At 68.6% G+C, this 25,725-nt stretch carries 21 protein-coding genes, 1 tRNA gene and 1 other RNA gene; 10 read left to right on the top strand and 13 right to left on the bottom strand.

What is annotated here, in order from left to right:
* Positions 1–7: 7 nt before the first annotated feature.
* A complete protein-coding gene (locus ACEWX3_RS02115; protein ID WP_374158571.1) occupies positions 8–379 on the top strand; it encodes a phage holin family protein in 372 nt (123 codons plus the stop codon).
* On the opposite strand, the gene ACEWX3_RS02110 is transcribed toward ACEWX3_RS02115, so the two are convergent.
* On the bottom strand, positions 376–3,294 hold the full coding sequence (locus ACEWX3_RS02110) for an RND family transporter (RefSeq protein WP_374158570.1): 2,919 nt from the start codon (positions 3,292–3,294) through the stop codon (positions 376–378). The genes ACEWX3_RS02115 and ACEWX3_RS02110 overlap by 4 nt on opposite strands.
* Entirely contained in the window at positions 3,291–3,737 is a 447-nt protein-coding gene (locus ACEWX3_RS02105; RefSeq protein WP_374158569.1) for an MmpS family transport accessory protein, read from the bottom strand. The genes ACEWX3_RS02110 and ACEWX3_RS02105 overlap by 4 nt, the downstream gene beginning before the upstream one ends.
* 124 nt (positions 3,738–3,861) lie before the next feature.
* Here ACEWX3_RS02105 and ACEWX3_RS02100 point away from each other — a divergent pair, with 124 nt between their 5' ends.
* Positions 3,862–4,437, top strand: a complete 576-nt coding sequence (locus tag ACEWX3_RS02100; protein ID WP_374158568.1) for a TetR/AcrR family transcriptional regulator — start codon at positions 3,862–3,864, stop codon at positions 4,435–4,437.
* A gap of 1 nt (position 4,438) precedes the next feature.
* Here the strand turns inward: ACEWX3_RS02100 and ACEWX3_RS02095 are convergent, their stop codons facing one another.
* From ACEWX3_RS02095 to ffs, 3 genes are all read right to left on the bottom strand, one after another.
* On the bottom strand, positions 4,439–6,418 hold the full coding sequence (locus ACEWX3_RS02095; protein WP_374158567.1) for a DNA polymerase III subunits gamma/tau: 1,980 nt from the start codon (positions 6,416–6,418) through the stop codon (positions 4,439–4,441).
* A 27-nt stretch (positions 6,419–6,445) separates the two neighbouring features.
* Entirely contained in the window at positions 6,446–7,744 is a 1,299-nt protein-coding gene (locus tag ACEWX3_RS02090; RefSeq protein ID WP_207065348.1) for an aminotransferase class I/II-fold pyridoxal phosphate-dependent enzyme, read from the bottom strand.
* A 32-nt stretch (positions 7,745–7,776) separates the two neighbouring features.
* Positions 7,777–7,871, bottom strand: an RNA gene (gene ffs / locus ACEWX3_RS02085) — signal recognition particle sRNA small type.
* Positions 7,872–7,964: 93 nt separating this feature from the next.
* Between ffs and ACEWX3_RS02080 the strand changes: the two genes are divergently transcribed.
* The 4 genes from ACEWX3_RS02080 to ACEWX3_RS02065 all read left to right on the top strand — a co-directional run bounded on the left by ACEWX3_RS02080 (position 7,965) and on the right by ACEWX3_RS02065 (position 11,035).
* A tRNA-Ser gene (locus ACEWX3_RS02080) sits at positions 7,965–8,050 on the top strand.
* 60 nt (positions 8,051–8,110) lie between these two features.
* Positions 8,111–8,857 (top strand): hypothetical protein, encoded by a 747-nt coding sequence (locus ACEWX3_RS02075; RefSeq protein ID WP_374158566.1) that lies wholly within the window; start codon positions 8,111–8,113, stop codon positions 8,855–8,857.
* A 46-nt stretch (positions 8,858–8,903) separates the two neighbouring features.
* The gene (locus ACEWX3_RS02070) at positions 8,904–9,917 is read left to right on the top strand and encodes a S1C family serine protease (RefSeq protein ID WP_373889022.1); all 1,014 of its coding nucleotides are present in this window, start codon (positions 8,904–8,906) and stop codon (positions 9,915–9,917) included.
* 50 nt (positions 9,918–9,967) lie between these two features.
* Entirely contained in the window at positions 9,968–11,035 is a 1,068-nt protein-coding gene (locus tag ACEWX3_RS02065) for a dihydrodipicolinate reductase (protein WP_374158565.1), read from the top strand.
* A gap of 5 nt (positions 11,036–11,040) precedes the next feature.
* Here ACEWX3_RS02065 and ACEWX3_RS02060 read toward each other — a convergent pair whose 3' ends face one another.
* Genes ACEWX3_RS02060 through ACEWX3_RS02045 form a run of 4 tightly spaced genes read right to left on the bottom strand, consistent with a single transcriptional unit; the run spans position 11,041 to position 14,372 of the window.
* Entirely contained in the window at positions 11,041–11,793 is a 753-nt protein-coding gene (locus ACEWX3_RS02060) for a thioesterase II family protein (protein WP_374158564.1), read from the bottom strand.
* Positions 11,790–12,257, bottom strand: coding sequence for a hypothetical protein (locus ACEWX3_RS02055; RefSeq protein ID WP_207065342.1), 468 nt, complete (start codon positions 12,255–12,257; stop codon positions 11,790–11,792). Before ACEWX3_RS02055 ends, ACEWX3_RS02060 begins: the two co-directional genes overlap by 4 nt.
* Before the next feature lie 28 nt (positions 12,258–12,285).
* Positions 12,286–13,335, bottom strand: a complete 1,050-nt coding sequence (gene ligD / locus ACEWX3_RS02050) for a non-homologous end-joining DNA ligase (protein ID WP_207065341.1) — start codon at positions 13,333–13,335, stop codon at positions 12,286–12,288.
* Entirely contained in the window at positions 13,335–14,372 is a 1,038-nt protein-coding gene (locus tag ACEWX3_RS02045) for an ATP-dependent DNA ligase (protein WP_374158563.1), read from the bottom strand. Before ACEWX3_RS02045 ends, ligD begins: the two co-directional genes overlap by 1 nt.
* Positions 14,373–14,430: 58 nt before the next feature.
* On the opposite strand from ACEWX3_RS02045, the gene ACEWX3_RS02040 reads away from it, so the two are divergent.
* Together ACEWX3_RS02040 and ACEWX3_RS02035 are read left to right on the top strand one after the other, a co-directional pair.
* Positions 14,431–15,516 (top strand): ATP-dependent DNA ligase, encoded by a 1,086-nt coding sequence (locus ACEWX3_RS02040; protein ID WP_374158562.1) that lies wholly within the window; start codon positions 14,431–14,433, stop codon positions 15,514–15,516.
* Positions 15,517–15,573: 57 nt separating this feature from the next.
* Entirely contained in the window at positions 15,574–17,928 is a 2,355-nt protein-coding gene (locus tag ACEWX3_RS02035; RefSeq protein ID WP_374158561.1) for an arylsulfatase, read from the top strand.
* A 4-nt stretch (positions 17,929–17,932) separates the two neighbouring features.
* Here ACEWX3_RS02035 and ACEWX3_RS02030 read toward each other — a convergent pair whose 3' ends face one another.
* Positions 17,933–19,735, bottom strand: coding sequence for a DUF222 domain-containing protein (locus tag ACEWX3_RS02030; RefSeq protein ID WP_374158560.1), 1,803 nt, complete (start codon positions 19,733–19,735; stop codon positions 17,933–17,935).
* 135 nt (positions 19,736–19,870) lie between these two features.
* Here ACEWX3_RS02030 and ACEWX3_RS02025 point away from each other — a divergent pair, with 135 nt between their 5' ends.
* Positions 19,871–20,521 (top strand): MBL fold metallo-hydrolase, encoded by a 651-nt coding sequence (locus ACEWX3_RS02025; protein ID WP_374158559.1) that lies wholly within the window; start codon positions 19,871–19,873, stop codon positions 20,519–20,521.
* Positions 20,522–20,536: 15 nt separating this feature from the next.
* Complete coding sequence (locus ACEWX3_RS02020) at positions 20,537–21,415, top strand: LLM class F420-dependent oxidoreductase (protein WP_374158558.1); 879 nt, start codon at positions 20,537–20,539, stop codon at positions 21,413–21,415.
* Here the strand turns inward: ACEWX3_RS02020 and ACEWX3_RS02015 are convergent.
* From ACEWX3_RS02015 to ACEWX3_RS02005, 3 genes are read right to left on the bottom strand one after another with little or no spacing between them, the layout of a single operon-like run.
* Entirely contained in the window at positions 21,412–23,127 is a 1,716-nt protein-coding gene (locus ACEWX3_RS02015; protein ID WP_374158557.1) for a diol dehydratase reactivase ATPase-like domain-containing protein, read from the bottom strand. The two genes, ACEWX3_RS02020 and ACEWX3_RS02015, sit on opposite strands and share 4 nt — an antisense overlap.
* Positions 23,124–23,465 (bottom strand): diol dehydratase small subunit, encoded by a 342-nt coding sequence (locus ACEWX3_RS02010; protein WP_207065334.1) that lies wholly within the window; start codon positions 23,463–23,465, stop codon positions 23,124–23,126. Before ACEWX3_RS02010 ends, ACEWX3_RS02015 begins: the two co-directional genes overlap by 4 nt.
* Positions 23,462–25,699 carry a propanediol/glycerol family dehydratase large subunit gene (locus ACEWX3_RS02005; protein WP_374158556.1) on the bottom strand — a complete coding sequence of 746 codons (2,238 nt, stop codon included), beginning with the start codon at positions 25,697–25,699 and terminating at the stop codon, positions 23,462–23,464. Before ACEWX3_RS02005 ends, ACEWX3_RS02010 begins: the two co-directional genes overlap by 4 nt.
* Between the last annotated feature and the right edge of the window lie 26 nt (positions 25,700–25,725).

Genomic DNA, 25,725 nt, shown 5'->3' with positions numbered 1-25,725 from the left:
TGATCCCGTGATCCGCTTCCTGCTGCGTGTCGCAGTGTTCCTGGGTTCGTCGGCGATCGGGCTGGTGGTGGCGTCCCTGGTGGTACCGGGAGTGCGATTGTCGGCGTGGGGGTTCGTCGCCGCAGTGGTGGTCTTCACGGTGGCGCAGGCGTTGCTGTCGCCGCTGTTTTTGAGGATGGCCACCAAGTACGCCTCGGCGTTCCTCGGCGGAATCGGCCTGGTCTCGACGTTCGTCGCGTTGCTGCTCGCGTCGCTGCTGTCGAATGGCTTGAGCATCAGCGGTATCGGTTCGTGGGTCGGCGCCACGGTGGTGGTGTGGCTGGTCACCGCGGTGGCCACGCTGGTGCTGCCGATGCTGGTGCTGCCGGAAAAGAGCTAGCTCCCGGAAGGCGGGTCGGTCCGGCGCCCAGTGCCACCCGTCGGCGGGCTGAGGAGTGCGCGCACAGCGTTGCGGGAACCGAACGGGCGAAGCATGCCGCTGGCAGGCCGGGTCCTCACGTTCAGCGGCCACCAGAACCAGCGGCCCAGGATCGCCGCGATCGACGGTGTCATGAACGACCGTACGATCAGGGTGTCGAACAGCAGACCCAACCCGATGGTGGTGCCGATCTGGCCGAGCACCAGCAGGTCGCTGAAGATGAACGATGACATCGTGGCGGCGAACACCAGTCCGGCAGCGGTGACAACGCCCCCCGTGCCGGCCATCGCGCGGATGATGCCGGTGTTCAGTCCGGCCCCGATCTCTTCCTTGAAACGGGATATCAGCAGCAGGTTGTAGTCGGCTCCCACCGCCAACAGCAGGATGATGGCCAGGGCGAGCACGATCCAGTACAGCTGGATCCCGAAGATGTACTGCCACACCAACACCGACAGCCCGAACGACGCGCCCAGCGAGAGCGCCACCGTTCCGACGATCACGATGGCCGCCACCAGGCTTCGGGTGATGAACATCATGATCAGCAGGATGAGGGCCAGCGCCGCCATCGCGGCGATCAGCAGGTCGTACTTCGCGCCGTCCTGGATGTCCTTATAGGTCGACGCGGTGCCCGCGACGTAGATCTTGGCGTCCGACAGGGGTGTTGCCTTGATGGCGTCGAACGCCGAGTTCTTGATGGCGTCGATGTGGGAGATGCCCTCGGGCGTCGCCGGCGTGCCCTCGTGGGTGATGATCATCCGGGCGGCCTTGCCGTCGGGTGAGAGGAACAGCTTCAGGCCGCGCTTGAAGTCGGGATTGTCGAACGCTTCGGGCGGCAGATAGAACGAGTCGTCGTTCTTGGCCTCGTCGAAGGCCTGACCCATTGCCGTGGCGTTCTTCAGGGCCTCCTCACTCTGGTCGTTGGTCCCCGTCGTGGTGGCGTAGTTGGACAGCGTCAGATCCCGGTTGCGCTCCTGGATCGCGATCTGCGGCGGCAACAACGCCAGCAGCTGCGGCTGGAGCGCGTCGAGCTTGTCCAGGCTCGCTGTGATCGAGGCGAATTGGTCGCTGAGATTGCTGATTCCGTCGATGGAGTCGAACACCGACCGCAACGCCGCGCACATCGGGATGTCGAAACAGTGTGGTTCCCAATAGAAATAATTGCGGATGGGCCGGAACTGATCGTCGAAATTGGCGATCTTGTCCCGGAGGTCTTCGACGATCGTGACGGTGTCGTGGAAAGCCTCGGTCTGTTCGTGGGTGGCCGCGGCGCTTGCCTGCTGCAGCGCCAGTTGCTGTTTGAGGATGTCGATGGTGTTGGTGATCTCGTTGGCCTGCTTGAGCAGGTCCTCACCGCGGGCCTGCTGGTAGCTGAGATTCATGATCTGGCTGGCGCTCTGCGCGCTGATCTGGAACGGGATGGAGCTGTGGCTGATCGGGGTACCCAGCGGCCGGGTGATCGACTGCACCAGGGAGATGCCCTGGGTGTGCAGCACCGCCTTCGCCACCCGTTCCAGTACCAACATGTCCGCCGGGTTGCGCATGTCGTGATCGGATTCGATCATCAACAGTTCCGGGTTGAGCCGGGCCTCGGAGAAATGGCGTTCCGCGGCCGCATATCCGACGACGGCGGGCGCGTAGTCGGGCAGGTAGGGCCGGGCGTCGTAACTGGTCTTATATCCGGGCAGGGCCAGCAGACCGATCAGCGCGATCGCGCACGACACGACGAGGATGGGCCCCGGCCACCGCACGATCGCGGTGCCGATCCGGCGCCAACCCACCCTTCGCACTGTGCGTTTGGGCTCCAGGAGTCCGAAGCGGCCGGCTATCAGCAGGACGGCCGGCCCCAGGGTGAGGGCAGCAGCCAGGGTCACGAGCACACCGAGGGCGGCGGGGATGCCCAACGTCTGGAAGTACGGCAGCCGGGTGAATGCCAGGCAGGCCACCGCCCCGGCGATGGTCAGGCCGGAGCCGACGATGACGTGTACGGTCCCGCGGAACATGTCGTGGTAGGCGGAGATCCGGTCGAGTCCTCTGCCGCGGGCCTCGTGGTAGCGCCCGACGACGAAGATCGCGTAGTCGGTGCCGGCGGCGATGGCCAGCAGGGTCAACAGGTTCGTCGAGTACGTCGACAGGCCGATGACACCCCAGTGCGCCAGCGTCGAGACGACACCCCGAGCCGCAGCGAGCTCGATGAGAACGGTGACCAGCATGATCAGAGTCGTCGTCACCGAGCGGTAGACGATCAGCAGCATGACCGCGATGACCAGGAAGGTGATGGCGGTGACCTTGTGGGTGCCTGCGCTGCCCACCTCGAAGTTGTCGGCGATCAGCGGTGCCGCGCCGGTGACGTAGACATCGAGCCCGGGTGGCGGCGGCATGTCGGCGACGATGTCGCGGACGGCGTCGACGGACTGGTTGGCCAGGGCCTCGCCCTGGTTGCCGGCCAGGTAGAGCTGCACCAGGGCGGCCTTGCCGTCCTTGGACTGCGAGCCGCCCGCGGTCAGTGGATCGCCCCAGAAGTCCTGGATGTGCTCGACATGGGTGGTGTCCTGCTCGAGCCGCTCGACCAGCGTGTCGTAGTACCGGTGAGCCTCCGCGCCGAGCGGGCGGTCGCTTTCGAGGACGATCATCGCCGCACTGTCGGAGTCGAATTCGTCGAAGACCTGGCCGATGTGGCGCATCGCCTCGATCGACGGCGAGTCGGCCGCGTTGAGCGGCACCGATCGTGCCGCGCCGACCACCTCGAGTTGCGGCGAGATGATGTTGGACACCGCGGCGACAGCGATCCAGAGAAGCAGGATCGGTACGGCGAGACGCCGGATGACGCGGGCGGGCCGCGAGCCCTCGACGGCGTCCTCGACCCGATGCTCGCTCACGCGGTCTTGTCCAGGCAAGAGATGTAGCCGTTCACGTTGGAGGTCGACCTTTCGTCCTTGACGACGTCATTGACGGTGATGCGGCAGCCGATGGTGGCGCCGTCCCCCTGGGCACGCAGGTCGGCGTAGAGGGTCGGCTCATCGGTGGTCAGTGTGTGCGACCACGGCAGCGGCGCGTCGTCGACGCGTTGCGGCTGCGCGTTCTCGTCCAGGTAGTTGATGGTGGCCACGCTGCCCGGCGAACCGAACACCTCCAACAGCACCCGTTTGGGGTTGTAGCCGGTGTTCTCCAGCGCTTCGCCGCCGGGCTTGGACACCACATTGTCGGAACCGAAGATGCCGTGCAGCCGGTAGATGCTGAATCCGACAACAGCCACGACGGCGACGGCCACGATGACCGTCCAATAGCGTTTCGCCACGGTGCCGACCGAAAAGTTGCTCACCCCAAAGCCTTTCGATGACCAAGCCAGCACCGCCTCGCACACCCGAGGGCCATCGCCCGCCTGAGTGGACCCTGAGCGTACGGTACGGTACCGTACTGCCGACCGCAACTGCTGCGGTGACGACATGCGAGGTGCTGTGAGCTGGACAGACCGCGAAGTCGAGCTGCTCACGATCACACTCGACCTGCTGCGACAACACGGCTACGACCGACTCTCGGTCGAGGCTGTCGCGGTCCAGGCGAAAGCCAGCAAGTCGACCGTGTATCGCCGGTGGCCGACCAAAGCCGATCTGGTTCTGGCGGCGTTCATCGAGGGCACCCGCGTTTCGGTTGTCCCACCGCGCACCGGGTCGCTGCGCGGTGACCTGTTGGCGATGGGCGCCGGCGTCTGCAACCACGCCCGCGAGCACGGCGCCACCATGCGCGCGGTGCTCAACGAGATGTCGCACAACCCGCGGCTGAGCGAGGCGATGCAGAAGGAATTCGTCCACCAGCGCAAGCTCGTGATCGAAGAGGTTCTCGCCGAGGCAATCGAGCGCGGGGAGATCGACGCTCCGATCGACGACGAGATCTTCGATCTGATGCCGGGCTATCTGGTGTTCCGGTCCCTGATCTCCGGGAGGGCGCCGACGCAGGAGACCGTACGCATACTGGTCGACCAGGTCCTGCTCCCCAGCCTCGGGTTCACCGGGCAGAGCTGAACTAGGCGCCGTCGATGCGCCGCGCGCCCAGTTCGCTCTGCAGAAGTTCCAGCGCGGCTTCCTCCGGGTCGCGGCGCGGAACATGCGGGTCGGCGTTGCCCGCTTCGGCCAGCATGCTTTCTTCGTCGTCCTCGGGCACGGGTTCGGGTGGCGGAGGTTGGGGGACGCGCCGCCGGGGTGCGGCCGGCTCGGTCGCGGGGGCGCTGGGCCGAGGCGCGGCCGGTTCGGGCGCGGCCGCCGGGGCGGCCCCCGCTTCGCAGACGACCCGCCAGTTCACGCCGAGCGCGTCGCGCAGGGCTTCGGCGATGACGTCGGCGTTGCGCTGCTCGCAGAGACGTTTGGCCAGCGGCGCCGACTCGTGGCTGAGGATCAGCGTGTTGTCTTCGACCGCCCGGACGATCGCGCCCGCGAGCATCACCTCGGTGGTCCGGCTGCGTTCGCGCACCTTCTCCCGCACCGTGGTCCACATACTGCGCACCGCGGCAGCGTTGGGCTGCGCCGCGGCCGCAGGCGCGGCGGGTGCGGGCGCGGCGGGTGCGGGGGGCGGAGCTGGCTGGGCCGCAGGAGGCTGAGGCGCCGGGGCAGGTTCGCGGGGCGGGGCTGGCTGGGCCGGTTGAGGCTGAGGCGCCCGGGCCGCAGGAGGCTGCGCCGCAGGGGACGCGGGAGGCTGAGGCGCCGGCGCGGCGGGTGGCGGAGCAGCGGCCGGGGGTGCCTGAGCGGCGGGCCCGGCCTCCTCGGCCGTGGCCTGGGCGTCCCGGACGGTCTTGCGGACGAACTGCTTCGGTGGCGCGACGACGGCCGACGCCTCTTCGCCGGCGGGGATCGACATCTCGAGTCGCTTCTCGATGCGCTCGACGCGCTGCAGCACCGCCGCCTCGGTGTCGCTGGCCGAGGGCAGCAGCAGCCGGGCACACGCCACCTCGAGAAGCAGACGCGGCGCGGTGGCGCCCCGCATCTCACCGAGCCCCGCGTGCATCACCTCGGCGTAGCGGGTCAGCGTGGCTGTGCCGAGCTTGGAAGCCTGTTCACGCATTCGCTCCAGCACGTCCTCGGGACCGTCGACCACTCCGCGGGTGACCGCGTCGGGCACCAGCTGCATGACGATCAGGTCCCGGAATCTCTCCAGCAGGTCGGTGGCGAAGCGACGCGGATCGTGACCGGCGTCGACGACACCTTCGACCGCGCTGAACAGCGCGGCACCGTCGCCGGCGGCCAGCGCGTCGATCGCATCGTCGATCAGCGCGATGTCGGTGGCGCCGAGCAGAGCCAGCGCGCGCTGGTAGCCGATGCGGTTGCTCTCGGCGCCGGCGAGCAGCTGGTCCAGGACGCTCAGCGTGTCGCGGGGCGATCCTCCGCCGGCGCGGATGACCAGCGGGTACACCGCGTCGTCGACCTCGACCTGCTCGGAGGCGACGATCTTCTCGATCAGTGTGCGCATGGTGCGCGGGGCCAGCAGGCGGAACGGGTAGTGGTGGGTGCGCGACCGGATGGTCGGCAGCACCTTCTCCGGTTCGGTCGTGGCGAACACGAAGATCAGGTGCTCGGGTGGCTCTTCGACGATCTTGAGCAGGGCGTTGAACCCCGCCGTGGTGACCATGTGGGCCTCGTCGACGATGAAGATGCGGTAGCGCGACTGGGCCGGCGCGTAGAACGCGCGGTCACGCAGTTCGCGGGTGTCGTCGACACCGCCGTGGCTGGCGGCGTCGAGCTCGACGACGTCGACGTTGCCGGGGCCGTTCGGTGCCAGCGCGACGCATGAGTCGCACACGCCGCACGGACTGGCCGTGGGCCCCTGCACGCAGTTCAGGGACCGGGCCAGGATCCGCGCCGAGGAGGTCTTGCCGCAGCCGCGCGGCCCGGAGAACAGGTAGGCGTGGTTGATGCGGCCGGAGTCGAGCGCGGTCGACAGCGGCTCGGTGACGTGTTCCTGGCCGATGACTTCTGCGAAAGTCGCCGGACGGTACTTGCGGTAGAGAGCCACGCCGAAGAGGCTACCGACCCCGACCGACTACGTGTCGGCCAGCAGTGACTCTGTCGCCGACAGCAATGCGCACGTCGCGAGTCCGTCGATGGCGGTGCGCAGATCGGAGGTGCCCGGGAACGTGGGCGCGATGCGGATGTTCTTGTCGTCCGGGTCTTTTCGGTACGGGAACGATGCACCGGCCTCGGTGACCGCGATACCGGCTTCCTTCGCCAGCGCCACCGTGCGCTTGGCCGTCCCGGGCAACACGTCGAGGCTGACGAAGTAGCCGCCTTTGGGCTCGGTCCACGACGCGATCTTGGCGTCGCCGAGCCGGTCCTCGAGGATCTCCAGGACCAGCGCGAACTTCGGGGCGAGCAATTCCTGGTGGCGTCGCATGTGCAGCCGCACCCCGTCGGCGTCGCCGAAGAAGCGCAGATGCCGCAACTGGTTGACCTTGTCGGGCCCGATGGTCTGCTTGGCGGCATGCTGCAGGTACCACGCGATGTTGCCCAGCGAGCCGCCCAGGAAGCTGACCCCGGCCCCGGCGAAGGTGATCTTCGACGTGGAGGCGAACACCAGCGGCCGGTTGGCGTGGTTGGCCGCCGCCGCCAGCCCGAGCACGTCGACCTGCTTGACGAACTCGTGGGTGAGTGTGTGCACCGCGTAGGCGTTGTCCCACATCAGCCGGAAATCACTTGCCGCGGTGTCCATCTGGACCAGACGGCGCACCGTATCCCACGAGTACGTGGTACCTGTGGGATTCGCGTACACCGGCACGCACCACATGCCCTTGATGGCCGGATCCGCCGCGACGAGCTCCTCGATCAGGTCGACGTCCGGACCGTCCTCACGCAACGGAACCGGAATCATCTCGATACCCAGGCTCTCGGTGATCGCGAAGTGGCGGTCGTAACCGGGCGCCGGGCACAGGAACTTCACGCCGGGGCCGTCGCGCAGTTCGTCGATCCAGGGGCGCGGCGAGTCCACGCCGCCGTGCAGCAGCGAGAACACCACGACGTCATGCATCAGCTCGAGGCTGGCGTTGTTGCCGGCGATCAGGTTGGGCACCGGGATGCCGAGCAACTCACCGAAGATGGCCCGCAGCTCGGGCAGGCCGTGCAACCCGCCGTAGTTACGCGTGTCGGTGCCGTCACCGTCGCGGTAGGCGTCGGGGCCGTCACCGGGAAGGCTCAACAGCGCGTTGGACAGATCCAGCTGCGCGGGGGACGGTTTGCCGCGGGTCAGGTCCAGGGTCAGGCGCTTGGCCTGCAGTTCGGTGTAGTTGCGCTGCTGCAGTTCATGCTGGGCGAGCAGTTCGTCGCGGCCCAGGGACTCAAACGACACCGCTGGCCTTTCGCCGTATGGACTCTCGAAACGTCAGGGGACCCCGCGCACCCGCCAGAGCCCGTTGACCCTTGCTGCCTTCCGGCCCTGGGGGAGTTCACAGGATGGACGCCGCGCGGGGTCCGACCCGAGTCTATAACCCGCGTCCGGGCGGGCTGCGGCGAGGAGGACGTGACGTGGTTTTGGTAGCCGGCCGGGGCAGTCGGTTACCATGGCCGGCGGAGGATTCGCCTAGTGGCCTATGGCGCTCGCCTGGAACGCGGGTTGGGTTAACAGCCCTCGCGGGTTCAAATCCCGCATCCTCCGCACTCAGCCCGGGGTGCGGCCCACCCGGCCGCATCCCGGGCACCACGATCGAGGAGGCTTATGGGCCGCACCGTTGCGGTGATCTGGCACGCGTCGTTCTCCCTTGCCGCCGGTGTCCTCTACTTCTTCTTCGTGCTGCCCCGAACTCCGGAACTGATGGGGCAGACGTCTCACACGCTGGGCACGGCGATGCGCATCGTCACCGGTGCCCTGATCGGTCTGGCCGCGCTTCCGGTGGTGTTCACGCTGCTGCGCACCCGCAAGCCCGAGTTCGGCACCCCGGCGCTGGCGCTGAAGCTGCGCACCCTCTCGATCGTCCTGCACGTGCTGGCCGGCGCCCTGATCATCGGCGCGGCCGTCACCGAGATCTGGCTGTCCCTGAACACGGCCGGGCAATGGCTGTTCGGCATCTACGGTGCCGCGGCCGCTGTCGCCCTCCTCGGCATGTTCGGTTTCTATCTGGCCTACGTGGCCGAACTGCCCCCGCCGCCGCCCAAACCGGTGAAGGTCAAGCAGCGCACGTCGCGCCGCGGCTCGAAGGACGCCGAGGCCACCGAGGACGCTGAGGCCACTGAGGCAACCGAGGACACTGAGGCAACCGAGGACACTGACGATCCCGAGGACACTGAGGACGCCGATGCCGAGACGGCGACTGATGAACCAACTGTGACGGCCGAGTCCGAAACCGTCCCGGAGTCCGCCACCACCGACAGCGACGCCACCTTGCAGAATCGGCGTCCCACCGGCAAAGGAACGCTGCTGGGCCGACGCAAGAAGGCCCGCGGCAATGTCGCGGTCGAGGACTGAGCGCAGCAGGCCACATCGACAGCGGCGGCATGCGCAGCCACTATTGATGGGTATGGGCCTGTTTCCCCGCGTTCGACTGCTGCCGATCCTGTTGGCGGCGGTCCTCACCCTGGTCGCGCCGGTCGCCCCGGCCGCGGCCGCGCCTGCCGACCCGATCGCTGCGGCCGCCGCAGCTGAGCCGTCGGTGGTGCGCCTCGACACCGCCGTGGAGTACCAGGGCGTCATCGGCGCCGGCACCGGCATCGTGCTGGAACCCAACGGTCAGGTATTGACCAACTTCCACGTCGTCCAGGGAGCCGACCGAGTCACCGGCACCGTGGGCGGGCGCACCTACCCGGCTCGGATGGTGGGCTACAACCGCGACCGCGACATCGCCGTCATCCAGCTCATCGGCGCCGGCGGACTGACTCCCGCGGTCATCGGTGATGCGAATGTCCTGGTTCCCGGCGAGCCGGTCGTCGCGCTGGGCAACGCCATGGGCAGCGAGGCGCCGCTGACCCGTGAGGTCGGCACCGTGACCGGGTTCGGCCGGACCGTGCAGGCCGAGGACACCCTGACCGGCACCTCCGACGAGTTGACCGGGCTCATCGAGTTCGCCGCGCCGGTGCGTGCCGGCGACTCCGGCGGACCGGTCGTCAACGGCGCCGGACAGGTCGTCGGCATCACGACGGCGGCGTCGGTGAACTTCCGGATGGGTCCGGGCGGCAAGGGGTTCGCGATCCCGATCAACGACGCGATCGGCATCGCCGGACAGATCCAGGCGGGTATGGCCTCCGACCAGGTGCACATCGGCCCGCCGGTCCTGCTCGGCGTCGGGGTGCGCACCACACCGCGCGACCAACCGGGTGTGTTGATCCAGGAGGTCATGGTCGGCGGACCGGCCGACCTGGCGGGCCTGCGCGCCGGCGATGTGCTGCTGGTGCTCGACGGAGTCACGCTGGACTCGACCAACACGTTGACCCGCGTGCTCGACCGGCACTATCCCGGCGACGTGCTCGACCTGACGTGGGTCGACAGCACCGGGGTGCCGAGGGACGGCAAAGCCGTACTGACGCCCTGAATCACCGGAAACGGCCTGGGCCGTCGTCCGGCTGACCCTATGCTGAGCGAGTGCCCAACACTGCTCCCCATCGGGTCGTCCAATGGACGACGGGAAATGTCGGCAAGAGCTCGGTCGCGGCGATCGCGCGCAACCCCACGCTCGAACTGATCGGCTGTTATGCCTGGTCAGAGGACAAGGTCGGCCGCGACGTCGGGGAGCTGGCGGGTATCGGTCCGATCGGCGTCGCCGCGACCGACGACGTGGACGCACTGCTGGCCCTCAAGCCCGACGCGGTGGTGTACAACCCGATGTGGATCGACGTCGACGAGCTCGTCCGCATCCTGGAGGCCGGCGTGAACGTGGTCGCCTCGGCGTCGTTCATCACCGGCGGAAACCTCGGCGACGGCCGGGACAAACTCGCCGAGGCATGCCAGCGCGGCGGATCCACGCTGTTCGGCTCCGGGGTGAGCCCCGGATTCGCCGAACTGCTGGCCATCGTGGCGGGTACGGCCTGCGATCGCATCGACAAGGTGACGATCGCCGAATCCGCCGACACCACCCTCTACGACTCCCCCGACACCGAGCGGCCCGTCGGCTTCGACATGGCCATCGACGATCCCGCCCTCGAGCCGATGGCCGCCCAGGGCACCGCCGTGTTCGCCGAGGCGGTGCACCTGGTCGCCGACGCGCTGGACATCGAGCTCGACGAGATCGTCTGCGAGTCCGAATACGCCCAGACCACCGAGGACCTCCCGATGGCGTCGTGGACCATCAAGGCCGGCCACGTCGCCGGCGTGTTCGCCAGCTGGCAGGGCCGCATCGACGGGCGCACCGTCATCGACATCAACGTGCGCTGGAAGAAAGGCCAGACGCTGGAACCGGACTGGCAACTCGACGGCGACGGCTGGAAGATCACCATCGACGGGCGGCCCACCGTGAACATGCAGGTCGGCTTCCTGCCCCCGCCGGACATGATCGAGAACGCCACGACTCTCGAGGACTTCTTCGTGCTCGGCCACATCATGACGGCGATGCCGCCCATCCACGCCATTCCGGCCGTCGTCGCCGCGGCCCCGGGCATCGCCACCTACAACGACCTGCCGCTGCCCCAGCCGCGCGGGGTGGTGCCCCGCTAGCACCGTCAGCCGTTCGCGCGCAGCGCCCGGGTGACGACCTCGATGACGCGTTGCGGCTGCTTCTCGAGGAAGAAATGGCCGCCGGTGAAGGTGTGCACGTCGCCGCCGCCCGCCGTGTGCTCATGCCAGGCGCGGGCGTCGGCGAGGCTGGTCTTCGGATCGTCGGTGGCCGTCAGCACGACGATCGGCGCGCCGATCGCGACCGTGGGCGCCTGCCGGTAGGCCTGCAGTGCCCGGTAGTCGTTGCGGAAGGCCGGCAGGAACGTGGCCAGCATGTCGGGATTGTTCAGCACCCGGGGGTCGGTGCCGCCCAGGTCGCGCATCACCTGGATCAGGTCGGTGTCGTTCTTGTGGTCCTGCTCGTCGCCGTAGCGACTCGGTGCGCGCGATCCGGATGCGAACACGACGGCCGGCCGTCGGCCGCCGCGGGCCTCGAGCCGGTGGGCGACCTCGAAGGCCAGCACCGCGCCCATGCTGTGCCCGAACAGCGCGACCGGCGCGTCCAGGACCGGTTGCAGCTCGGCCACCACCTGTTCGGCGAGCTCGGCGATCGACTCGACGAACGGCTCACTGTGGCGGTCCTGGCGGCCCGGGTACTGGACCGCATAGACGTCGAACTCGGGCGACAGCGCGGTGGCCATCGGGAAGTAGTAGCTGGCCGACCCCCCCGCGTGGGGGAAACAGACCAGCCGCATGCCGGCGTCCGGGGCGGGGCGGAAGTTGCGGATCCAGCGACTGCGTTCCGGTGGTGTCGTCATGGCGGCGGTGTTCCCTCCGGGCGCCCTTCGAAGACGCGCAGGACCCTGGCCTGGAGTTGCGCGCCGGGCGGCCCCTCAACCTTGACGTCCTTGAGGATCTGGGCCTTCTCCCCCTCGACGGTGAAGCTGCCGGGCTGCGGCTGGTGTCCCCCGGCGACCTCGTACTCGACGGTGAACGGAGTGTCCGGGAACGGATGCAGCCCCACGTACTGCGGATCGATGGTGTACGTGTACACGCACGCGTCGGGCGGGTCGCAGTTCTGTGCGGTGACCACCACCCCGATCAGGAATTCGTCGGTTGTCGGCACCGACGGGGGCGGCGGCTTCGGCGGTGTCCGCACCGGCGCGCTCGCCTGCTGGTCGGGACTGTTGAAGATCACGTACGAAGCCAAGCCGATCCCGGAGGCCAGCATCCCGAAGATGGCCAGCGCGGCGAGCAGCTTACGAACGACGGTCCACCGCATGCACAGCAGGGTATCGGGCGGGCTTGCGCTAGTCGCTCACCCGGTTGCCGTGTTCGTCCCAGTGCTCGGCCACCTTCTTGCTGGGCTGCACCCGCGGCGGTTCGCCCGGCATCTTCGGGTAGCTCGGCGGATAGGGCAGGTCACCGAGTCCGCGTTCCTCGTCGGCGGCCACCATGTCCAACAGCGGTGCGATCGATTGGGCGTCGTCGTCGATGCCGGCCCACGGGTCGGGCCGGGAGGCGACGAGGTCGGGGACGGTGCGGATGGTGTAGTCGTCGGGTTCGGCGTCGCCGAGGTCCGCCCAGCTCAGTGGCGTCGACACGGTCGCGATCGGTGTCTTGCGCGCCGAGTAGGCCGACGCGAAGGTGCGATCCCGCGCGTTCTGGTTGTAGTCGACGAAGATCCGCTGGCCGCGTTCCTCCTTCCACCATGACGTCGTCACCGCATCCGGTGCGCGCCGCTCGATCTCGCGGGCCAGGGCGATGCCGGCACGGCGCACCGCGATGAAGTCCCAGTCCGTGGCGATCCGCACGAACACGTGCACTCCCCGTCCGCCGGACGTCTTGGGGTAGCCGACCAGGCCGAGCTCGTCGAGCAGCGGCTTGAGCACCCCGGTGGCGACCTCGGCGGCCTCGGCGAAACCGGTGCCGGGTTGCGGGTCGAGGTCGATGCGCAGTTCGTCGGGATGTTCGGTGTCCGGGCACCGCACCTGCCAGGGGTGCAGCGTGACGGTGCCCATCTGCGCCGCCCAGATGATCGCCGACGGGTGGGTGATCTTCAGCGCGTCGGCGGTGCGACCGGACGGGAACGTCACCGTGCACGTCTCGAGATAGTCGGGATGCTTCTGCGGCACCCGTTTCTGGTAGATCTCCTCACCGTCGATCCCGTCGGGGAACCGCTGCAGATGCACCGGCCGGTCCCGCAGCAGGGTGACCATCGGTTCGGCCACGGCGAGGTAGTAGTCGACGAGCTTGCCCTTCGTCCCGTCCTTGCCGAGTTTCGGGAAGTACGGCTTGTCGGGGTTGGTCAGCCGGACCGCGACCCCGTCGACGTCCAGTTCGGTTGCAGCGCTTGCCATCATCTCTCCAGCACGTCGTCGAGGTCGTAGTTCAGCGGCACGTCGAGCTGGTCGAACGTGCAGCCGGCGGGATCCCGGTCGGGCCGCCAGCGCAGGAACTTCACCGCGTGCCGAAATCGCAGGCCCTCCATCTGGTCGTAGGCCACCTCGCAGACCCGCTCGGGACGCACCGGGATCCAGCGCTTGTCCGCCGCCGAGTTCCAGCGGCTGGGTTCGCCGTCGCGCACGTCGTCACCGATGCGCAGCGGCTCGAGGTCGGCCAGCAACGCCAACCGGGCTTTGGCGGTGAACGAGGCGGCACCGCCGACCATCTGCAGTTCGCCGTCGTCGCGGTACAGACCGAGCAGGATCGAGCCCACCCCTTCACCGCTCTTGTGGACGCGATAGCCGATGGCCACGCAGTCGGCGTCGCGGTGGTGCTTGATCTTCACCATCTCCCGTTTGCCGGGCAGGTATGTGCCGTCGAGCCGCTTGGCGATCACGCCGTCGAGCCCGGCGCCTTCGAACTCCGCGAGCCACCGGGTGGCGAGCTCCGGGTCCTCGGTGGTGCGGGTGACATGGCACCACTGTTTCTCCGCGACGGATTCCCGCAGCGCCTCCCGACGGTCCCGGAACGGCGCGCGCAGCAGCGAGTCGTCGCCGACGGCGAGGGCGTCGAAACCGATGAAGTGCGCCGGGGTCTGTTCGGCCAACATCGAGATCCGCGACTCGGCGGGGTGGATGCGCTGGCTCAGCGACTCCCAGTCCAGCCGGGTCCGGCCGGCGATCTCCCTGGGCACGACGATCTCCCCGTCCAGAACGCAGCGCGGCGCGAGCTCGTCGCGTACCGCGTCGATGACCTCGGGGAAATAGCGACCCAGATCCTTGCCGCTGCGGGAGAGCAGCAGCACGTCGTCGCCGTCGCGGAAGACCAGCGCCCGGAACCCGTCCCACTTCGGTTCGTAGGACCAGACCCCCTCGTCGGCCGGCACCGTGGCCTGAGCTTTGGCGAGCATCGGCTCCAGTGGGGGCTGCACGGGGAGGTCCACACCCCCCATTCTTACGTCCACCCTCTGACAGACTCGGGTGTCCGGACCAAATCATCGGGGGGTCGTCGTGCAGTTGCCCGTCATGCCGCCCGTGCCGCCGATGCTGGCCAAGTCGGTCGGCACGATCCCACCGGACGCGTCCTACGAGCCGAAGTGGGACGGGTTCCGCTCCATCCTGTTCCGCGACGGCGACGAGGTCGAGCTCGGCAGCCGCAACGAGCGCCCGATGACCCGCTACTTTCCCGAACTGGCCGACGCCGCCCGCGCCGAGTTGCCGGACCGCTGCGTGGTCGACGGCGAGATCGTGATCGCCGCCGGCGACGCGCTGGACTTCGAGGCGTTGCAGCTGCGGCTACATCCCGCCGCGTCGCGGGTGCGGATGCTGGCCGGTCAGACCCCGGCGTCGTTCATCGCGTTCGACCTGCTGGCGCTCGGTGACGTCGACTACACGCCGCGACCGTTCGCCGAGCGCCGCGCCGCGCTGGTCGACGCGCTGTCCGGGTGCGGTCCGGTCATCCACGTGACACCGGCGACCACCGATCTGCGCGTCGCGAACCGCTGGTTCGACGAGTTCGAGGGGGCCGGGCTCGACGGCATCATCGCCAAGCCGCTCGACGGCCGATACCTGCCCGACAAGCGGGTGATGTTCAAGATCAAGCATGCCCGGACCGCCGACTGTGTGGTCGCGGGGTACCGGGTGCACAAGTCGGGCGCCGATGCGATCGGCTCGCTGCTGCTCGGGCTCTACCGCGGCGACGGGACGCTGGCCTCGGTCGGGGTGATCGGCGCGTTCCCGATGGCGCGTCGACGGGCGTTGTTCGCCGAACTGCAGCCGTTGATCACGTCGTTCGACGAGCATCCCTGGAACTGGGCGGCGCAGATGGACCCGGAGACCGTGCGCCGCTACGGTGGCGGCTCACGGTGGAACGCAGGCAAGGATCTGTCCTTCGTCCCGCTGCGCCCCGAGCGGGTGGTCGAGGTCCGCTACGACCACATGGAAGGCGAGCGGTTCCGCCATACCGCCCAGTTCAACCGCTGGCGTCCGGACCGCGACACGCGCTCGTGCACCTTCGAGCAACTCGACCATCCCGTGAGGTTCCGGCTTGATGACATCGTGCCGGGACTGGGTGCATCCGGCGGTGCTTCGCTCTAGGGTCGGCGCTGGTCAAGATCAACTGTTCCGGCCGCGACACGAAGCGAGGACCTCGACATGCAGCGGACGCATCTTCCGATCCCAGCTGAGCCCCGTCAGGGCCTGATCACCTTCGACGCCAAGGACCCCGACACCAGTTATCCGCCGATCCAGCCGGTGCTGCCGCCGGACGGTGCCCCCAACGTCCTCGTCGTGCTGCTCGACGATGTCGGGTTCGGTGCCTCCAGCGCGTTCGGAGGTCCCTGTCGGACGCCGACCGCGGAGCGGCTGGCCGACGACGGCCTGCGCTACAACCGTTTCCACACCACGGCGCTGTGCTCGCCGACCCGGCAGGCGTTGCTCACGGGTCGTAACCACCATTCGGTCGGCATGGGCGGCATCACCGAGATCGCCACCGGCGCCCCGGGATACAACTCCATCCTGCCCAACACCATGTCGCCGATCGCCCGCACGCTGAAGCTCAACGGCTACAACACCGCCCAGTTCGGCAAGTGTCATGAGGTGCCGGTGTGGGAGACCAGCCCGGTGGGACCGTTCGATGCCTGGCCGACCGGTGGCGGCGGTTTCGAGTACTTCTACGGGTTCGTCGGCGGCGAAGCCAACCAGTGGTATCCCACGCTGTTCGAGGGCACCAACCCGGTCGAGGTGGACCAGACCCCCGGCTACCACTTCATGGAGGACATGACCGACAAGGCGATCGGCTGGATCGGCCGGCAGAAGGCCCTGGCTCCCGACCGTCCGTTCTTCGTCTACTTCGCCCCCGGCGCCACCCACGCCCCGCATCACGTCCCCAAGGAGTGGGCGGACCGGTACCGCGGCGAGTTCGACGACGGCTGGGACGCGTTGCGAGAGCGAATCTTCGCCCGCCAGAAGGAGCTCGGTGTGATACCGCCGGAGTGCGAGCTGACACCACGTCACGCCGAGATCCCCGCCTGGGACGAGATGCCGGAGGAGCTCAAACCTGTGCTGCGTCGGCAGATGGAGGTGTACGCCGGTTTCCTGGAGTACACCGATCACCACGTCGGTCGCCTCGTCGACAGCCTGCAGCAGCTCGGCGTGCTCGACGACACCCTGATCTACTACATCGTCGGCGACAACGGCGCGTCTGCCGAGGGCACGATCAACGGCACGTACAACGAGATGCTCAACTTCAACGGGATGGCCGCCCTCGAAACCCCCGAGTTCCTCGCCGAGCACCTCGAGGACTTCGGCGGGCCCGACTCCTACAACCACTATGCGGTGGGGTGGGCGCATGCGATGGACACGCCGTATCAGTGGACCAAGCAGGTGGCGTCACACTGGGGTGGCACCCGCAACGGCACGGTCGTGCACTGGCCGGCGGGCATCGAGTCCGGCGGTGAGATGCGGTGGCAGTTCCACCATGTCATCGATGTGGCGCCGACCTTGCTGGAGGCTGCCGGCCTGCCGGAGCCGCTGTTCGTCAACGGTGTGCAGCAGTCCCCCATCGAGGGAACCAGCATGCTGTACTCGTTCAACGACGCCACGGCGCCGGACCGGCACGAGACACAGTACTTCGAGATGTTCGGCAATCGCGGGATCTACCACAAGGGTTGGACCGCGGTGACGAGGCACAAGACGCCGTGGTTGCTGATCGGTGAGGACGTTCCGTCGTTCGACGACGACGTCTGGGAGCTCTACGACACCACCACCGACTGGAGCCAGGCCCGCGACCTCGCCCGGGAGATGCCCGACAAGCTGCATGAGCTGCAACGGTTGTGGCTCATCGAGGCGACCCGCTACAACGTGCTGCCGCTCGATGACGACCTGGCGCGGCGGATGAACCCCGATGTGGCGGGGCGGCCGGTCCTGGTCCGTGGGAACACCCAGGTGCTGTTCGGCGGTATGGGGCACCTGTCCGAGCACAGTGTGCTCAACATGAAGAACAGGTCGCACTCGGTGACCGCCGAGATCGTGGTACCGGAGTCCGGGGTGCAGGGTGTCATCATCGCGCAGGGCGCCAACATCGGCGGGTGGAGTCTGTATGCCCACGAAGGGAAGCTGAAGTACTGCTACAACCTGGGCGGCATCAGGCATTTCTACGCGGTATCGGCAGATCCCCTGCCCGCGGGTGATCACCAGGTCCGGATGGAGTTCGACTACCACGGCGGCGACACCCCGGGCGGCGGCGGGACGGTCACGCTGTACGTGGACGGACAGCAGGTGGGCAGCGGGGAGGTCGAGGCCACGCTGCCGATCATCTTCTCCGCCGACGACGGCTGCGACGTCGGCCTGGACTCCGGATCGGCGGTGTCGCCCGACTACCGCGCGGGCGCCACCCGGTTCACCGGGCGGGTGAAGGGTGTTCAGCTCGCCATCGCCGACGCGGCGGTCGCAGACAACCACCTCGTGTCTCCTCAGGAGGCGCTACGGGTGGCCATGGCCCGCCAGTAGCCCGTCAGAACGGAGGCGGATCGTCGCTGCGGCCGTACACGATTGGGCGGTTCATGGAGCTCCGGATGGCGTCGACAGCCTCCTCGCGGGCGTGCCATCCGGGATCCCGTGGGTTGTGGGGAATGGCCTCGCGCCGGGCGCGGCGCTCTTGCGCGGCTTTCTCCGCGGCGGCGCGGTCGAGTTCTCGCGCAATGGCGTTGTGCGTGCGAGCACGCACGATGTACGCCGCGCGGTTCTGCGCGCGGGTCCGCTGGCGTAGCGGCATCATCAGTCCCCGCCCCGGGCTCGGGGGCGGTGCGGCTGGTGCTGGCCGGGGTGGCGCCGCATCGCTCCGACCGGTGGTGATCCAGGACGGAAACAGCAGCGCCGAGAACGGTTTTGTGGTGTACACGTGCCCGGTGGGGGTGGTGATCGTCAACGTGCCATCGGGACATTGCTGTTCGCGCCAGCCGTCCCAGAAGGTCTTGAGCAGATGGTGCAGACGGCATTTGCCGTTGAGGTTGTCCGGGTGGGTCGGCCCGGCGGGCCAGGGGTCGCTGTGGTCGAGGTCGATGTCCATCGCGGGCCGGTCGCAACCTGGGACACGGCAGGTCAGGTCGCGGCAGCGGACGAACTCGTCCTGCGCTGTGGTAGGCCGATAGCCCGGATTGACGGGGAGATCGCGGGGGTCGGCCACGGTACGAACTTTGGCGCCGCGCGCGATGACCTCGGCCAGCAGAGCCACGGGCAGCACGGCCCCCCGCAGCCCGAGAATCACCGCCGGACGGGCAAGGTGCAGGGGCCCATTGACCGAGGTGGGTGCCGGTTCGGGGGTGGCCGTGGGCTCGGGTGCCGGCCCAGGGGCGGGGTCAGGATCAAGGCTGTCCGGAGGCTCGGAGCTCGTTCCGGGGTCGGCTGCGGGCTGCGGCGCAGGAGCGGCATCCGACCGGGTTCTGGGCGGGACGTCGATCTCTGGTTCGGGTTCGGCGTCAGGGGCGGCGTCGAGGGACGCCTGATCGGCGACGACGTGAACGACGACGCTGGTGGCGCGGGCGTCGGGAACAGTGGCGGCCAGGCATTCGGGCCTGCCGCACTGGCAGTTCAGGTGAAATGCCCCCGCGAACACGGCGCCGAACGCGTCGGCGCGTTTCTGGGCCAGGGTTCTCGGGTCGTCGGGGCACACACTGTTGACCATGGCCTTGAGACGTCGAGCGGCGATGGCCGCATCGATGGAGTTGACGCGGCCGAACACGCTGGTGGTGCTGGTTACGTCGTCACGGCGCCCGACGCGGAAATCCCGGTTGCGGTGCTGGTCGCGAGCCTGGCGGACCGCATCGGGGTCCAGGGTGTGCAGCCACACCGTAATCGCGGCGTCGAGTTTGTCACCGGACAGCACGCCCCACGAGGCTGCGGCCGCAGCGAACTGTTCGTCCAGCCCGGCCCACACCTGATCGTCGACGACCAGCCCGCACAGCCACACGATGCGGGCCACCACCCGCTCACTGACCTGTCCGGCGAGGAACCGGTTGTTGAGGCGGGGCAGCTTGTCGCGCAGCAGAACCCCGGTGTCCATCAGGGTGAGCGCCCGGCCGTGGGAGACGTTGAGCGCGCATGCCACCTGCGCGGCTACGTCATCGACCGGGTCGCACGCCCACTTCTGACGCTGTGGGTCCGAGTCAGCGGTGCGGCCTCGCCATTCGGCCAGCGCGGAGAATTTGCGGGCTTCGGCGGCGGCCGCGGCACTCGACCATCCGGCGATCGCGTCGATCAGTTCGCGGTTCGACGCCTGTGCCAGCGCGGGCGGACCAGTGAGCGAACCATCGAACATATGAGCGAGTCTACTTTCGCCGCGGGCGCCAAGAACCCGCCGAATCGGCTACCAGGCGCAACCTGTGGATGAATTCGCGATTGGGGATAACCCACCCCTTGACCTGAACAATTGTTGAGGTTGCACTCTGAGCGCATGAGACAAGTCCTGACAGACCTCTGGGAAACCCGACCCGACAACCCCTTCCCCGGGCTGACCACCCACGCCTACCTCTGGACGGCCGCCAATGCGCTGTTCTACTCGCCGGCCACCGACGCCGAGTTCGACCAACTGTCCGACCTCGGCGGCGTCACCCATCACTACCTGTCGCACCGCGACGAAGCCGGACCGATGCTGAAAGGGATTGCCCGCCAGTTCGGTTCGACGCTCCGCGCGCCGATGGCCGAGCTCGACGACATCGCCGAGCACCACCGCGTCGACGTCGAACTCGGCAGCCGTCACGTCGACAGCAACGGGGTCGAGGTCATCCCCACCCCCGGCCACACCCCCGGGAGCACCTGCTACCTGGTCCCCGGCGCCGAGGGTCGCTACCTGTTCACCGGGGACACCGTGATCCGCACCCCGGACGGTGATTGGTGGGCCGGCTATCTGGAGGGCATGAGCGACCGGCACACCTTGGCAGAGAGCCTGCGCCTGCTGGCAACGCTGAGCCCGGACGTCGTCATCTCCAGCGCTTTCCTGGGCGACACGGCGGTGCACCGCGTCGAACCCGGGACGTGGCAGGATCACGTCGCACAAGCGCTCGACGGCCTTTTCTCCGCCACGAGGAATGCGCGCGGGAGCTGACGCATTGCAGCGGACATGGACCTCGGATTCCACATTCCCGTCTTCGACATCGACGGCGGCCCCACCGCGATCGCCGGCGAGCTCGCCGCCGTCGGCCAGGCCGCTGAGGCAGCCGGCGCGACGTGGCTGTCTTTCATGGATCACTTCTTCCAGATCGAACCCACCGGCCTGCCCGCCGAGGCCAACATGCTCGAGGGCTACACCTCGCTGGGCTACCTGGCCGCGCACACCACCTCGGTCGACCTCGGACTGCTCGTCACCGGCGTCACCTACCGCCACCCGGGTCTGCTCGCCAAGATCGTCACAACGCTCGACATCCTCTCCGGCGGTCGCGCGGTGCTCGGTATCGGTGCCGCGTGGTTCGAACGCGAGCACCTCGGCCTCGGGGTGCCCTATCCCGCGTTGGCCGAACGCTTCGAACGACTCGAAGAGACCCTGCAGATCTGCAATCAGATGTGGGATCCGGCCGACAACGGGCCGTTCGAGGGCACGCACTACCAACTCGCCGAGACCCTGTGCTCGCCACAACCGATCAACCGCCCCAAGGTGCTGATCGGCGGCGGTGGTGAACGCAAGACGCTGCGACTGGTGGCCCAGTACGGCGACGCCTGCAATCTGTTCGGAAGCTCCCCCGACGATGTCGCCCACAAGCTCGACGTGCTGCGCCGGCACTGCGACGAACTCGGCCGAGACTACGACACCATCCGAAAGACCATCCTGGCCAACAACCCTCGCCCAGAACCCGACACTCTCGACGACTTCGTCACCCAAATGGCCGACTACGCCAAGCTCGGCATAGACACCGCGATCATCACACCGACCACAGGCGCACCGGCCTCCTGGATCGAGGCCATGTCCCCCGCGGTGCCCAAGCTGGCCGAACTGGGACGCTAGCGACCCGCGGCGTACATCTCCACCAGCCCGGAGGCCACCGCGAACCGCGGACCGTGCACACCGAGGACGTTCGCGCGTCCGACGACGACCGGGACGGTCCGCAACGCCTCCGAGACAGAACGCATCAGCTCATCGTCGAGCGCACCTCCGCCGGCCAGCACCAACGCCGAGGGTGGGCGGTCGAACCCACGAAGCGCTCGGGCGATGTTGGCCGCCACCGTCTCCTGCTTGATGGCCAACCGCAGACTGCGCCACTCTTCGGCCGCAAGCCGGCTCGAGAAGGGAACCAGGCCGGCCGGTCCCCTCGTACACAGTCGACCGATCGCGTCGGACTGCGCCGGCGCATCCAGGAATACGCGCCGACCGTCTTCCTCGTGCGCGACATGCGGACCCTCCACGCGCACGGCCGGGGACCTCTTGACCTGCTCGGCCAGCGCGCGTGGCACACCCAGCACGTGAGCGACCGCCACGGTGACGGCCTCGCCCGCGCCCGCGGCCACCACCGAGCGCGCAGAACCGATGAGATCGATGGTGCCGCCGCCGATATCGCAGACCATCGTGTCGAGAGGCAGGCCCGGTGTGCTGCGGACACCCCACGCCGCCGCCTCGGGCTCGGTGGCCAGGGTTCGCGCGGGCCGACCGGTGAGTTCCGTCAGAGTCGCGGCCGCATCGTCGACGTCGTCGGCGGCCAGCAGCGCCACCACGGTGCCCGACGCCTCGACCAGACCGCGTCGCAGCCATGCCCCGTTGTCCACCGCGCCGAGGTCGGTGAAGAACGCATCATGCACCGCCAGGCCGTTTTTGGCCGTGGGCACCTTCCCGAGTCTGATGAACTCGACGCTGCCGGGCGGAGCCTGCCGCAACACGGCGTGGGCGTGGGCCAGCGAGTAGCGGCGGAGCTCGCCCCCGACCCGGCAGTCGGCGAAGTCCTCGTCCCGGTCGGGCGGCGCGGCGGGCCTGGTGCTCGCGGTGACGGCGATGGCGGCGGAATCCGCGAGTTCGCGGCAGAACTCCGCCACCTGAACGAGCCTGTCGGCAGGTAGCTTCAGGGCTGCGGCCAGCGCGATCGGGTCTGCCGTTGCGCGGTAGGCCCGACCCTCGGCCACCACCTCGACGGCGATCAGCGCGTCGGGCGCGACCCCGCTCAGGTCGACTTCGTCGACGACCGGCACGTCGAACGGGATGCGGTTACGGATCAGCACCGCGTCGTCCTGGGCGGCCAGCACCCCGACGATCCGCCAGCCACCCCGGTCAGCCGCCGCCAGCGCGGAGGCCGCCGCCTCGAAATCGGTGTCCGAGTCGACGGAGACCACGACCGGCTCATCGCTCGGCGCCTGCGTCAGCGCATGCAGCGGAACATGGCGTCCCACTCCGTATCCGGTGCCCCCCGCGGTACTGGCGTCGGGTCGGCGCAGACTGCGCACGGGGGCGCCCGGCGTCGACGCGGGCGGCATCGGGGCGGTCGCGGTATCGACCGGCCGCAACGCCGAGATCACCAGATCGTCGGCGTACAGCCCCGTGTCGACCTCGACCCGGTGCAGGAGTGCCGCGGCACCCTGCAGGGACTCCAGCGATCCCTTACGGCCTCGCGTGGGCGCGTGACCGTGAGCCTGCGGTGTGACCTCACCGTCGTGCACACACGACAGCACGAGTTCGGTGGTGTGATTGCCGACGTCGATGCCGGCGACGATCACCCCGCGACGGGTCGTCACCGCAGCAGACCCCTGCGGGTGTAGGCGTCGGCCGCCTGGCGCACCAGCTCGGCGCAGCGTGCCGCACCCCGCCGCTCCAGCGATACCCGCAGCGCCTCCAGTTCGGCACCGGTCGAGCGGTGCGGACGCAGCGCCTCGTAGAGGTTCATCACGTCCTCGTCGTCCATCGTCGCCATTTCGGCTGCGCGCAGGAAATTTTCGGCCAGCTGCGGATTACCGCCGTCCTCGGCGACCACCGCCTGCTGGGCCAGCACCGCCGGGTCCATGCGCAGCTGGGTCAACCCGAGCTTTCCGTCGACCGCGTTCGCCACGGTCAGGATCTCGCGCCGAGTGTTCATGCCCGCCTCACCTCCACCGTGACAGGGGGCTCGCCGGGTTCACACGCCTGGCGCTCCAGGGCCACGAGGGCCACCGCGCGGGCGTGATACCGCGCCGAGATCGACTCGTCCGTGCCGCCGGTGAAGATGGGCACCGGCGCCATCCCCTTGGCGTGCCGCGCTGCGTTCTTGCCCAGTTCGCGGTACATCTGCGGGGTGAGCAGCGGTGCCACACTGAACAATTCGAGGTTGGCCAGCGGTGCGAGGTCGCGGCGGTGGATCAGCGCGGTCCCCTTGCCCTGCAACCCGATCCCGATTCCCGATCCCGACAGCCGAGCCGCGGTCAGGCCGATCAGTCCGACATCGATCGTGGACCGCACCCGGACCAGGCGCGGCACACAGCCCTCCTCCTCGAGACCGGCGGAGATCTGTCGCAGGACCTCGCCCACCGTGAGGCCGCACAGGCTGAGCCAGACACTGCGTCCCCACGCCGGCGACAGGCCGATGCACACTTCGCGGGGGTCGCTGCCCTGGCGGGCGGGTTCGACCTCGGTCACGAGGACGTGGTCCTGGTGCTCAGCCTGATCGGCGGTCAGCTCGGCGGTCGAGCGCTGTTGCCGGATCGCGTCGATCTCGGCGCGCCGCGCATCGTCGAGCACGTAACCCGTTCCGGGGCCGGCATAGTCGTTCGGATCGGTGATCTTGGACAGCACCCGGAACTGGTCGTCGAAGATCGCCGAGGTCTGCAGCTGGTCCCCGCTCATGCGTTCGCGGGTCAACCGCATGATCGACTCGGCCTCCTCGGGGTAGCCGGTGCGGTGCAACGACGCGACGACGTCGAACACCGTCAACTGTCGGGCCTCGATCGACGCGGCGGCTTCGGCCACCATCTTCGGGTACCCGGCCGGCAGGTCGCGGGACCCGTTGGCGGCGACCACCTGCTCGACCCGCTCGTCGTCGTAATCTGCCAGCCCGAGATCACGGTAGACGGCTTGCACCGCCGTCGCCGCGCGGCGGCGCACCGCCGCCAGATGTTCTGGCGACACCGTGCGCAGGCCCCCGTCGGCGCCCCAGTCCCGCTGCAGCACCAGGAAGTCGTCCATGTCGTCGGAGTTGAAGTTCGACAGCGCGAAGGCGTTGTCGTACCGCGGGATCGAGCCGAATCCGGAGAAGACGAAGTCCGCTCCGGCCAGCAGTACCGGCAGCGTGTGCGCGCTGCGGCGGATGTCGGACTCGGAGATCAGGTTGTCGTTGCCCGCGCACGACTCGAGGTCGCGCATCATCACCATCAGGTTCTCGGCGAGGAGCTCTTTCATGCCGTCGGGCACCGACGCCACCACCCCGACACCGTCGATGCCGCCGTTCTGCACGCCCTGAGAGCCCAGGGCGCGCGCCAGCGACACGCACCGAGACTCCAGGTAGAGGATCGAACAACGCTCCGCCGCGCCCATCAGCACCTCGGCGCCGCCACCGCTGGTCACCCGCATCTTCAGTCCTCGCGAGGCGTAGGCCGAGGTCAGGACGGCCTTGCTGAAGGGAGTGTCGTCACCGTCGACGAACACCTGCTCGGTGCCGTAGATCGAGATGGTCTCGGCATAGCTGGTCAATCCGCGCAACCCCAGACGCAGCTCGAGCGCTTCCTCGATCGAGCACTGCGCCAACGCTCCCGGCGTACCGACCTGTGAGCCGATCAGCAGCGCGACGGCGTTGGAGGCCGCGTCGCCGAGCACCGGCACCGTCGTCTCGACCTCCCGGAACCCGTAGGCCACCGCAGCCGCAGCGTCGGCGGCGATGAGCAGCGGGTCGTCGAGTTGGTTGGTCACGTGGGCCTGATTGCTCGGCGTGCGACGGGCCCGCATCTTGGCCATCGCCATCTGCATCTCCACCGGCGACATCAGGGCGAGCACCCGGGCCAGCTTGGCGGGGGTGGTGCCGCCGATCAGCCGCACCACCTCCGCACGCGGCACGTTGACGTCGACGGCCATGCGCGCGAGCACAGCGTCGTCGAGCGCCATCGCCTCATCGGCGACCGCGAGGTCGATGCCGTAGCGGGCGATGAATTCGTCGATGACGTCGAAGTCGGCGGCGGACTTGCCGTCGAGTTCGGTGACGACACCGCCGTCGATCACCAGCGACGGGCTCGGGTCATGTGGACTGCGCATGGCCACCAGGCCGAGGTCGGCATCGGCGACACTGAAGCCGTCGAGGTTCACCGGCTTCTCGTCGAGCACCCGGAATCGACCCAGCTCTTGCACGGCGCGTTCCTCCTCAGTCCTGGTGG

The sequence above is a fragment of the Mycobacterium sp. G7A2 genome (assembly GCF_041902445.1).
Taxonomy (GTDB): Bacteria; Actinomycetota; Actinomycetes; order Mycobacteriales; family Mycobacteriaceae; genus Mycobacterium.
Note: the sequence above shows the minus strand (reverse complement) of the source record. Positions and strands in the feature narration are given on the sequence as shown.